The organism is Accumulibacter sp. (assembly GCF_036625275.1).
In the GTDB taxonomy this organism is placed as follows: domain Bacteria; phylum Pseudomonadota; class Gammaproteobacteria; order Burkholderiales; family Rhodocyclaceae; genus Accumulibacter.
In genome coordinates this window covers 1-10,988 of record NZ_JAZKUD010000044.1, presented here as the reverse complement: position 1 = coordinate 10,988, position 10,988 = coordinate 1, and the positions used below count along the sequence as shown (strand labels likewise).

7 protein-coding genes and 1 pseudogene are annotated in these 10,988 nt (G+C 62.2%); 4 read left to right on the top strand and 4 right to left on the bottom strand.

Going from position 1 to position 10,988, the window contains the following annotated elements; all coding sequences use genetic code 11:
- Window positions 1–14: 14 nt before the first annotated feature.
- Window positions 15–3,146 (top strand): efflux RND transporter permease subunit, encoded by a 3,132-nt coding sequence (locus tag V5B39_RS13820; protein ID WP_332343467.1) that lies wholly within the window; start codon window positions 15–17, stop codon window positions 3,144–3,146.
- A gap of 327 nt (window positions 3,147–3,473) precedes the next feature.
- Here V5B39_RS13820 and V5B39_RS13815 read toward each other — a convergent pair whose 3' ends face one another.
- On the bottom strand, window positions 3,474–3,689 hold the full coding sequence (locus V5B39_RS13815; protein WP_332343487.1) for a hypothetical protein: 216 nt from the start codon (window positions 3,687–3,689) through the stop codon (window positions 3,474–3,476).
- 353 nt (window positions 3,690–4,042) lie between these two features.
- Here V5B39_RS13815 and V5B39_RS13810 point away from each other — a divergent pair, with 353 nt between their 5' ends.
- The 3 genes from V5B39_RS13810 (at window position 4,043) to V5B39_RS13800 (ending at window position 7,874) form a co-directional block, all read left to right on the top strand.
- Complete coding sequence (locus tag V5B39_RS13810) at window positions 4,043–4,903, top strand: transposase (RefSeq protein WP_332343466.1); 861 nt, start codon at window positions 4,043–4,045, stop codon at window positions 4,901–4,903.
- Between the two features lies 1 nt (window position 4,904).
- Window positions 4,905–5,144 carry a hypothetical protein gene (locus V5B39_RS13805; RefSeq protein ID WP_332343465.1) on the top strand — a complete coding sequence of 80 codons (240 nt, stop codon included), beginning with the start codon at window positions 4,905–4,907 and terminating at the stop codon, window positions 5,142–5,144.
- Window positions 5,145–5,564: 420 nt separating this feature from the next.
- Window positions 5,565–7,874 carry a Tex family protein gene (locus V5B39_RS13800; protein WP_332343464.1) on the top strand — a complete coding sequence of 770 codons (2,310 nt, stop codon included), beginning with the start codon at window positions 5,565–5,567 and terminating at the stop codon, window positions 7,872–7,874.
- A 507-nt stretch (window positions 7,875–8,381) separates the two neighbouring features.
- Here the strand turns inward: V5B39_RS13800 and V5B39_RS13795 are convergent.
- From V5B39_RS13795 to V5B39_RS13785, 3 genes and pseudogenes are all read right to left on the bottom strand, one after another.
- Window positions 8,382–8,591, bottom strand: a pseudogene (locus V5B39_RS13795) (IS5/IS1182 family transposase); the annotation flags it as partial.
- 247 nt (window positions 8,592–8,838) lie between these two features.
- Window positions 8,839–9,597 (bottom strand): hypothetical protein, encoded by a 759-nt coding sequence (locus V5B39_RS13790; protein ID WP_332343463.1) that lies wholly within the window; start codon window positions 9,595–9,597, stop codon window positions 8,839–8,841.
- A gap of 104 nt (window positions 9,598–9,701) precedes the next feature.
- Complete coding sequence (locus V5B39_RS13785) at window positions 9,702–10,655, bottom strand: SDH family Clp fold serine proteinase (RefSeq protein WP_332343462.1); 954 nt, start codon at window positions 10,653–10,655, stop codon at window positions 9,702–9,704.
- Window positions 10,656–10,988: the final 333 nt, after the last annotated feature.

The following is a 10,988-nucleotide window of genomic DNA, read 5'->3' as shown; positions in this document are numbered from 1 at the left end:
CGGAGCCCTTCGCCATGCTGGCCAAACTCATCGACTGGTCGAGCAGGAACCGTTTCCTGGTCCTGCTGGCTACCCTGTTCGTCATCGTCGGCGGCATCGTCGCCATCCTCAGAACGCCGCTCGACGCACTGCCCGACCTCTCGGACGTGCAAGTCATCGTATACACCGAATACCCCGGCCAGGCGCCACAGGTGGTCGAAGACCAGGTGACCTATCCGCTGACCACGGCGATGCTGTCGGTGCCGAAAGCGAAGGTCGTGCGCGGCTTCTCGTTCTTCGGCGCGTCCTTCGTGTACCTGATCTTCGAGGACGGGACCGACATCTACTGGGCGCGCTCCCGCGTGCTCGAATACCTCAACTTCGCATCCAGCCGCATGCCCAGGGGCGTGACGCCGCAGATCGGCCCGGATGCGACCGGCGTCGGCTGGGTCTATCAGTACGCGCTACTCGCCAGGGACAAGAGCCTCGCCGAGTTGCGCACCCTCCAGGACTGGTATCTGCGCTACCCGCTCGCCAAGGCGCATGGCGTCGCCGAAGTCGCGTCGATCGGCGGTTTCGTTCAGACCTATCAGGTGACGGTCGATCCGGTCAGGCTGCGCGCTTACGGCGTGCCGCTGCGGAAGGTCGTGCAGGTGATCCGCGATTCCAATCGCGACGTCGGCGGCCGCGTCGTCGAAATGGCCGAAACCGAGTACATGGTGCGCGGCAAGGGCTATCTGCGCGGCATCGGCGACCTCGAAGCGCTGGTGGTCAAGAGCGACCAGGGAACGCCGGTGCTGATCCGCGACATCGCGCGCGTCGAACTGGCGCCCGACGAGCGGCGCGGCCTGACCGAACTCAACGGTGAAGGCGAGGTGGTCTCCGGCATCGCCATGGCGCGCTACGGCCAGAACGCCCTCGAAGTGATCCACCACCTCAAAGCCAGGATCGCCGAACTCGGCCCCGGCCTGCCCGAAGGGGTGACGGTGCAAACCGTCTACGACCGCTCCGAGCTGATCCACCGCGCCATCGCCACCCTCAAGAGAACGCTGATCGAGGAATCGCTGATCGTTGCGCTGGTCTGCATCGTCTTCCTGCTGCATGTGCGCAGCGCGCTGGTGGCCATCCTGATGCTGCCGGTCGGCGTGCTCATCGCCTTCATCGCCATGCGCCTGCTCGGCATGAACTCCAATCTGATGAGCCTCGGCGGCATCGCCATCGCCATCGGGGCGATGATCGATGCCGCCATCGTCATGATCGAGAACGCCCACAAGCACCTGGAGCGCCTGCCAGCGCAGCATTCCCGACAGGATCGTGCCGCCGCCATGCTGCTGGCGTGCCAGGAAGTGGGACCGGCGCTGTTCTTCTCGCTGCTGATCATCACCGTCTCGTTCCTGCCGGTGTTCAGCCTGGAGGGCCAGGAAGGTCGGCTGTTCTCGCCGCTCGCCTTCACCAAGACCTTTGCCATGGCCGGCGCGGCGCTCCTGTCGGTGACGCTGGTGCCGGTGCTGATGCTGGGGTTGATCCGCGGCCGGATCCTGCCGGAAGCGAGAAATCCGGTGAACCGCGCGCTGATCTGGGGCTACCGGCCGATCATCGCCGGCGTCATGCGCTGGAAGAAGCTGACCCTCCTGGCCGCGCTGCTGGTCCTCGGCATTTCGATCTACCCGGCTTCCCGGCTCGGTTCCGAGTTCATGCCGACGCTCAACGAAGGCACGCTGTTCTACATGCCGACTTCGCTGCCGGGAATGTCGATCACCAAGGCGGCCGAGCTGCTGCAGACCCAGAACAAGATCATCCAGAGCTTCCCCGAGGTCGAGTCGGTCTTCGGCAAGGCCGGACGCGCCAACACGGCCACCGACCCGGCACCGACCGAGATGTTCGAGACGGTGATCAACCTCAAGCCGGAATCCGAATGGCGCGCCGGCATGACCACCGACCAGCTGATCGCCGAACTCGACCGGGCGCTGCAGTTCCCCGGCGTCGCCAACGCCTGGACGATGCCGATCAAGGCGCGCATCGACATGCTGTCGACCGGCATCCGCACGCCGATCGGCATCAAGGTCTTCGGCCAGGATCTCGATCAGATGGAAAAGCTCGCCAAGGCCATCGAGACGGTCGTCAAAGCCGTGCCCGGTACGACCAGCGCCTTTGCCGAGCGCCTCACCGGCGGCTTCTACCTCAACATCGAACCCGACCGGCAGCAACTGGCGCGCTATGGTCTGGCGGTCGGCGACCTGCAGGAGGTCATCGGCACGGCGCTCGGCGGCGAGATGGTGACCACCACCGTCGAAGGGCGCGAACGCTTCGGTGTCAGCGTTCGCTACCCGCGCGAACTGCGTTCCGATCCGCAGCAGATCGCGCGCACCGTGCTGGTGCCGACGATGGACGGTGCGATGGTGCCGCTCGGCCAGGTGGCCCGCGTCGAGGTGACGAAGGGCGCACCGGCCATCCGCACCGAAAACGCCCTCCTCTCGGCGTATCTCTTCGTCGACATCCGCGACCGCGACATCGGCGGTTATGTCGCCGACGCCAAGAAAGCGGTGGCCGAACAGGTGAAGTTCCCGCCCGGCACCTACATCACCTGGAGCGGCCAGTTCGAGTACATGGAGCGCGCCATCGAGAAGATGAAGATCGTCATCCCGCTGACGCTGCTGCTGATCTTCCTGCTGCTCTACCTCAACTTCCGGCGCCTGACCGAAACGCTGATCGTCCTGCTGTCGGTGCCGTTCGCGCTGGTCGGCGGCGTCTGGCTGATGTGGGGACTCGATTACCACCTGTCGGTGGCGGTCGCGGTCGGCTTCATCGCGCTGGCCGGCGTCGCGGCGGAGACGGGCGTGGTGATGCTGATCTATCTCGACCATGCCTGGACAGCGGTCAAGGAGAGCTGTCGCGCCGCCGGTCGCGCGCCGAACCTCGACGACCTCTACGGAGCGGTCATGGAAGGCGCCGTCGAACGGGTGCGGCCGAAAATGATGACCGTCGTCGCGATCATGGCCGGCCTGCTGCCGATCCTGTGGGGAACCGGCACCGGTTCCGAGGTGATGAGCCGCATCGCCGCGCCGATGGTCGGCGGGATGATTTCGTCGACGGTGCTGACGCTGGCGGTGATTCCGGCGATCTACGCGCTGGTCCAGGAGTGGCGGCTGCGGCACAAGTTACTGTGAAAGTCGCGTACGCGACTCACGAACCTCCCCTCCCCCTCGCGCGGGCCGTGGAACGAAGGCGGGGTTTCGCGGAGCACTGCTCCGCGCCGCCGCAGCCGGCCCGCGATGCAGCGCGGGCCGTGGAAGGGGTTGGGGGAGAGGGAAACGGTCATGACTTTCATGATTGGGGGGTGCCTGGAAAAGTGATGACCGTTTGAGTAATTCTGCTTTGCCACATGGCTAACGACGGGTCGTGCCAAGTGGAGGCCTGGCGCCACGGGGCAGAAGCCCGGGAGGCGCCCGTATTTGATATGCGCCCGACGCGATGCAGCCACGTGCGGACGGGATTCACCTGCGCCATCGATCCAGCTCAGGCCTCGGCCGGCAAACCTTGGTCGACCGGCATTTCCGGCAGCGCCAGCAGCGCCTTTCGGAGCAGATCACGATGTGGGACGAACACCACACCCGAAAACCGAGAGGGTCGTTACGGTTGTCCGGAGTGTTGTTGTTACGAGCGGCGGAGCGCGCAAAGGCATCCTCATTGTTCCAGGAACCACCGCGCACCACCCGGGCCAAGTCTCAGGGAACCCCACAGAACTGCACTCTGCAAGCCGAGTATGGCGGCGAACAGCCGCTGTGGCAAGCAAAAAAATCGCGCGCCGCTGCGCGGCGCGATCAGAGGCCTTTTCGCTCCTCGCAAACCCTTGCCCTTACTGGGTTTCAGACGGGGGCAGGAATTTTCTACCCCAGTTTAGGGCCTGTTTTCCGGCCTTCAGCGATCGTTTATGCATTGGCGATCAACTTTCACCCCGCCCCAAGTTTTCTGGTCGGCAAACACTAAATATACACAGTAACAATCACTTAGGCGTGTCAGTGTATGGAAAGATCATACTTTCCATCGACTCGTGAGCGCTTCCATGGCCCCTGTCCCGCAAGCTCGGCTCTTTTCCTGGGAAGACGTTGAAAGCGGTTCCGACCTCGACCGCTTGTCGTTGGCGCTCGATTCCCTGCCGGACGATGCGCTGATGCAGGCCCTCGAAGCCCGTCGGGTGAAGGGCCGAGACGATTATCCGGTGCAGGCGATGGGGAATGCGGTGATCGTCGGGGTGGTCTTCCAACACCCGAGCATCGCCTCGCTACGGCGGGAACTGGGCCGCCATCCGGCACTGATGGATCGATGCGGGTTTGAAATGCTTCCCGTGGCGAAGAAGCCCGCGGTCGGAGCCCACGTGATTCCCCTTGCTCCGTATCTCGGCGTTCCACCCGACTCCGCGTTCTCCCGTTTTCTGGCGACCCTGATCCCATTGGAAGCGGCGGGCGGCGACACGAAGCAGATGCTGGCCTCGCTGCGGCAGAATCTCTGCGAGGTGTTGCCGGATTTCGGCCGGCACCTAGGCTTCGATGGCAAGGCGGTCGAAAGCCATAGCAGCGGACAAAAAGACCGCGAGACGGGCAAGACCTCCGATCCTGACGCGGACTGGGGCCACCACAAGACCTCGGGGATCGATGCGAACGGCCAAGCCTGGACCCAGGTCAAGAGCTGGTTTGGCTATGGCTTGCACGTGATCGCGGATACGCAGTACGAGTGGCCGGTCGCCGTCGTGGTGACCTGTGCCTCGGCATCGGAATCCCCGACGCTGCGCCCTCGTCCCTACCGAAATGGGCCATGTCCGCTGCTGTTGTCCGCAGACGGGTGCCGTGCGCGACTGAGTCTTTCAGGGTTTCGAAGCCGATCGAGACACGCTGAAGTCCCGTTGCCCGGCGGCGTACGTCGGTAGTGTGTGCTCGGGCGCCGAGACCTGCCACGCTGCAGGCGACGTCAATCCCGGCGCCTATGGGCGGATCGTTCGCATCAAGATCACCGAGCAGGATCGCCGCCTCTTCGTGCCGACGCCCCATGGCAGCCCAAGCTGGCATCGGGGCTACAACCGGCGCAGCGCACGGGAACGAATCAACAACCGTATCGACAACCGCTTCGGCTTCGAGCACCACTTCATCCGCGGCATATCGACAAGATGAGGCTGCGCGTAGGGTTGGCCTTTGTGGTCATGCTCGCGATGGCGCTCGGGCCCATCCAGCAGGGGCGTGCTCACCAAATGCGCTCACTGGTCCAGACTCCACGGCCGGCCAACGGTTAGCGCCATCAGGCGACTCCCTCGCATCAGCCACACCAGACCGTGAATCCCCGGCGGGGACAGCTGGCGCCCAAGGATCGTCAAAACCAGAAAAACCCGGCGCCGACGACAAAAAACCAGCGCAGCCTCGCCTCCTACGGCTGCCGGTACGTCGATGCCGTCGCTAGAAATGCGTACGGCATGTTTGCGACGCTGGCAAATCGACACATCGAGAATGTCTCAAGAATCGGCGTCCTTGAGTTTTGTCTCCCGATTCTGCATAGTTCGCGGTTTTTCAATCATTTCAGACCCCGTGTCATCGCCGATGCCTCCACAATACCCTGCAGCCCACAAGATTGCCGAAAAGATCGCCGCAGAGATCGGTTGCCACCCCCGGCAGGTTCTGGCCGCGGCTGCCCTGCTCGACGAAGGGGCGACGGTGCCGTTCATCGCGCGCTACCGCAAGGAAATCACCGGCGGACTCGACGACATCCAGCTTCGCCTGCTCGACGAACGCCTGCTCTACCTTCGCGAGATGGAGGAACGGCGCCGGGTCATCCTCGCCTCGATCGAGGATCAGGGCAAACTGACGCCCGAACTGGCCACGGCAATCCACGCCGCCGAAACCAAGCAAGGCCTCGAAGACCTCTACCTGCCCTACAAACCGAAGCGACGCAGCAAGGCGCAAATCGCCCGCGAAGCCGGCCTCGCACCGCTCGCCGCCGCGCTGCTGGCCGACCCGATGCGCTCACCCGCAGCCGAGGCTGCGCACTACCTCAACGCCGAAGCCGGTTTTGCCGATGTCAGAAGCGTCCTTGACGGCGCTCGACAGATTCTCATGGAACAGTTCTCGGAGGACGCCGGGCTGCTCGGCGAACTGCGCAGCCATCTCGAAGCCCATGGTTTCGTGAAGTCGACGGTCCTTACCGGCAAGGAAAACGAGGCGGCCAAGTTCCAGGACTATTTTGCCTACACGGAAGCGATCCTGGCGATTCCCTCGCATCGTGCGCTGGCGCTCTTCCGCGGCCGCAACGAAGGCATGCTGCAACTGGCACTGGTCCTCGACAGCGAGCTTGACCAGAGCGCGCCCAACGCCTGCGAGGAACGCATCGCGCAACACTTCGGCATCGTCGACCAGGGCCGGCCAGCCGACCCATGGCTGCTCGAGACGGTACGCTGGAGCTGGCGAATCAAGGTCTCCCTACACCTCGAACTGGAACTGATGAACGCCCTGCGCGAGCGCGCCGAGGCCGAGGCCATCCGCGTCTTTGCCGCCAACCTGCACGACCTGCTGCTCGCCGCACCCGCCGGCAAACACGCTACCCTGGGCCTCGACCCCGGCCTGCGCAGTGGCGTCAAGGTCGCCGTCGTCGATGCCACCGGCAAACTGCTCGAAACCGCCACGGTCTACCCGCACGAACCCCGCCGTGACTGGGACGGCGCACTGCACACCCTGGCCTTGCTGGCACGCAAGCATCAGGTCAGGCTGATCAGCATCGGCAACGGCACCGCCTCGCGCGAAACCGATCGTCTGGCCGCCGATCTGATCCGCCGGCAACCCGATCTGCAGCTCGCCAGGGTCGTCGTTTCCGAGGCCGGCGCCTCGGTCTATTCGGCCTCGGAATATGCTTCCCGCGAATTCCCGGAACTCGACGTCAGCCTGCGCGGTGCGGTGTCGATCGCCCGCCGCCTGCAGGATCCGCTCGCCGAACTGGTCAAAATCGATCCCAAGTCGATCGGGGTCGGCCAGTACCAGCATGATGTCAGCCAGACCCGGCTGGCAAAAGCGCTCAACGCGGTCGTCGAGGACTGTGTGAACGCCGTCGGTGTCGACGTCAACACCGCCTCGGCACCGCTGTTGACGCGCGTCTCCGGACTCAGCCCGACATTGGCGGCGAACATCGTCGCCCACCGCGACCAACACGGTGCCTTTCCCAACCGGCAGGCGCTCAGGGCCGTTCCCCGCCTCGGCGAAAAGACCTTCGAACTGGCGGCCGGCTTCCTGCGTGTCAACGAGAGCGACAATCCGCTCGACCGCTCGGCGGTACATCCGGAAGCCTACCCGCTCGTCGAGCGTATCCTCGCCAACATCAAAAAGGGAATTGGCGAAGTCATCGGCGACTCGAAACTGCTCAGGGCACTGTTGCCGGAGCCATTCATCGACCAGAAGTTCGGCCTGCCGACGGTTCGCGACATTCTCAGGGAACTCGAAAAACCCGGTCGCGACCCGCGTCCCGAATTCCGAACTGCCAACTTCCGTGCAGGCGTCGAGGCGGTCAAGGATCTGCAGGCGGGAATGATTCTCGAAGGGGTGGTGACCAACGTCGCCAACTTCGGCGCCTTTGTCGACATCGGTGTCCATCAGGACGGACTGGTCCATATCTCGGCAATCGCCGACCGCTTCGTCAAGGACCCGCGCAGCGTCGTCAAAGCCGGCGACGTGGTCAAGGTCAAGGTCCTCGAGGTCGACCTGCCACGCCAGCGCATCGCCCTGAGCATGCGACTCGCCGACGACTTGCCGAACACTCCGAAAATGGCCAGGACACCCGCTTCGGCCAGGGCCCAGGAGCGGCAGCGCAGCCAGCCGGCGCCGACCGGCGCCATGGCCAGCGCCTTCGCCCGCCTCAAGCGCTGACTTCCTGAACCCTTCCCCATCCAGTTTTTTCCGAGTTCTTGGTATTCAATCCCGACAGCGGTCGCCGCTACCGGGTCACCATCCGCGGTGCGCAGGCCGGCGACAACCATTGTTCCGGTCCCGGCTTCGCGACCAACGATCTGGGTACCTGCAAGCATGTCGAATTCACGCTCGCACGGATCAGCGCCGGCGCGGCGACAAGAGCGCACTCGAGCGCGGTTTTTGCGGATCGTTCAGCGAGCTGTTCCTCGACTAAGCGGTCAGCAAAAAGTCTTACGACATTCCAGCGGCCATACAGAGAGCAATTCCGTCGTGTGAATGTCGGAGAACTTATCCGAGACCGCGCATTAAGGAAGCGCTGATTGATTGGCTTCAGTGTCGAGTGTTGGACTTGAAGGGTATTTTCATTTCGGAAAACGTCTTCGATTGATGAGTATCGCCTCTTATTTCGCCGATTGACGCACCATCTTTACCTCTTTTCGCCCTTTTCAGACCATTTTGGGTTCATCAGGACGCAACTTGGGCGCGAAGCGCAAAAATACGCCGCTTGGCGAGCACCAGATTGGCCAGTCCGAACAGGGTGTACCGTTGCGCCGTGTTCTTGGCGAGCCCCTTGTCTCGCACCTTCGTGAAGGGGAACAGATTTTTCACCACGTGAAAGGGATGTTCCATCTTGGCCCGAATCCGGGCCTTGAGCGTCTCGTGCTGGCGCAACAAGCAGCCGAGCGGGCGGTCTTCGGAAATCGTCGAGCACGCCAACTCATTGAACCGCCCACTGCGGACCCGCACGGTGGGTGGTGTGGGGGCCGGAGGAGAGAAACCTCCAAAGAGGCCTAACGTTCGAGGTGAGGCGGGGCCGACGGCAAGGTAGCCCGCCGGCCGGAAGGATGATAGGCACAACCTGGAGGACGGCGGGCTGCCTTGCCGTTGGGCCTCGCCTCGACCGAGGGGTTAGGCCTCGCCGTCAGTTGGTGATGCGATACCACTCGTCTTCCCCAACCTCGCGATGTGGTTCGAGGGACACAGCATCAAAGTTGGTCGTTCCGCTGTAGTTGTGCAAAGTGATGCGGGTGGGCATCTTGCTAGAGTCCACTGCCTTGAGGTCAGTGTTCAATTCTGGCTGGAAGTAGTAAATCAACTGTGCTTCAGCATCAGACCAAAGAGTATCGCGTAGGCCGACTGGATGCACCCATTCCAAGGGGATGTAGTGGCCCTCGTCCGAGTACATGGTCACCGTGGCAAGGTAGAGGCGAGTACGAAGCCCTTTGTATTCGGGTCGGTGAAGGGCTGTGATCGCAGCATGCCCCGTGTAGAACCGATGAGTCTTCGCGTTCGTCTTCCCGATGTAAACGATGCGTTCCTCGTCGAGGTCACCGACTGTGAAGAAGTAGAGAGGCCAGGCTGGGCCGGGCGGTTCACCGAGAGCAGCAAGTACTGTGGTGCGCTCTCCGATTGACAGAGCGCGGCCAGGTCGACTCCTGCCGATGAGTTGGCATGCTTGTGAGACGTAAGTTTTGGTGTCGATCCAGCTCTGTTCAAGTGTCTTAAGTGGCGTCTGCGGTGCCTCATGAACTTCGAAGTACGTATCAAGAGCAACAAACACCTGCTCCGGGACATGCACGTCGTACTCGTAGTACTCGAAGCCTTTCATAAAGAACTGCTCACCGTAGACCCAAGCGGTGAGGGGGCGAAAGACGTCCGAGCTGAGCGGGAGCTGCGCCATAGGTTGAATGCGAGGCCTAACGTTCAGCTTGAGGGGCGGCCCGGCGCCGTAGGCGGCGGGGAACCGAGAAGCGCAGCTTCTCGGCCGTCCCCTCGAAGCGCGGGTTAGGCAACGGCATTGGGAGCGGGAGTCGGAGTAACCGCCAATTCGGCCACGACATAGTGACCTTTGCCGAGATGGTTCTCGATGACCTTCAGGCAACTGGTGGATTGGAATGTAACCATGGTCGCGTGAAAGACGGACAGTACGGCCTCCTGAAGTTGTTGATCTTCTTCGAGCGGTTTGACGTTGAGTCCCTTGCTTTGTGCAAGCTCAATCCCGATTGGTCTGCCATGTGTCCGATGTTCGGCGAAATTCGCGAGCCACTGAGCAATGGACTTGGCCTTTGCTAGGTCTTGGCCTTGAAACATGTACTGCGCAAGCCACGACTCCACCTTCTCTTCGGCGAGCTTCGTAACTTGTTCGCAGAGGTTGAGGTAGCCAGGCGGTAGGGCCGCAAGTCGGGGTGCCCAAAGATTGGCAAGCATTGGGTTGACGGATATGTCGGCCTTTGCTTTTTCGAAGTCTTGAAGAATCGTGTGGGCCGGGACGGACATCTGTCCGCCGTTGGAAGTCCCGAGAATCATCTGTGGGTCAATGGGGCCAATTGCGGAGTGCTTGCCCATCAGGATTTCGTCGGCGGCGCAAGCAAACATTGTTGCGGCCGACATAGCATTCTGCGGAATGATCGCTCGGATGTGTTCGTATTTTGCTCGAAGGTACTGAACGATTTGATCCGCAGCTTCAATGGAACCGCCAGGGCTGTGCAGCACTAGGTCAAGGGACTTACCTTTGAGCTTGTGCAAGCTAGCCATGAACCCTTGGATGTCGTCTTGAGTAACCGACACAGCCGCAGCGGGAACCGGAAATGGACGATGAATGTTGTAGGAACTGAAGTAGACGACCGTGTCTCGGCCAGTCTTCTTGTGAAGTGCTGCAAGGTACTTACGGCGGACATTGTCTTGTCCGGCAGCCTTCTGCGAATTGATCTCCGCTGCAATTCGGTCACGGGTTGGCATTCGGTTCTCCCTCATTTGTATTGGCAATTACAACGATGCCGGGCATAGCGCGAACTCCAGCCGCAGATAAGTCCTGAAGTGGCTGCACTGGAACCTGGAGCGCTTCAGGATTTGCCAGGGCGAGAATAGCTTGCAGTTCTGCCTCATAGTCGTGGGGTATGTATGTAGAGGTCATGACGAGTAGAGGTCGCTGGATTGAAGGGGCCTAACGAATAGCGTTTATCTGCCGCGCCGGAAGCGTCCGACCTTGCCGCTGGCGCATCCGCGGCAGATAAACCTCGTTGGACTGAAGCGCCTCGACGGCGGTACTTTATGGGGATTGTAAGCGTCCCG

Excerpts from the sequence above, each read along its gene's own strand:
- V5B39_RS13820 (WP_332343467.1), top strand. The coding sequence starts at position 15 with ATGCTGGCCAAACTCATCGACTGGTCGAGCAGGAACCGTTTCCTGGTC.
- V5B39_RS13810 (WP_332343466.1), top strand. The coding sequence starts at position 4,043 with ATGGCCCCTGTCCCGCAAGCTCGGCTCTTTTCCTGGGAAGACGTTGAA.
- V5B39_RS13800 (WP_332343464.1), top strand. The coding sequence starts at position 5,565 with ATGCCTCCACAATACCCTGCAGCCCACAAGATTGCCGAAAAGATCGCC.
- V5B39_RS13790 (WP_332343463.1), bottom strand. The coding sequence starts at position 9,597 with ATGGCGCAGCTCCCGCTCAGCTCGGACGTCTTTCGCCCCCTCACCGCT.
- V5B39_RS13785 (WP_332343462.1), bottom strand. The coding sequence starts at position 10,655 with ATGCCAACCCGTGACCGAATTGCAGCGGAGATCAATTCGCAGAAGGCT.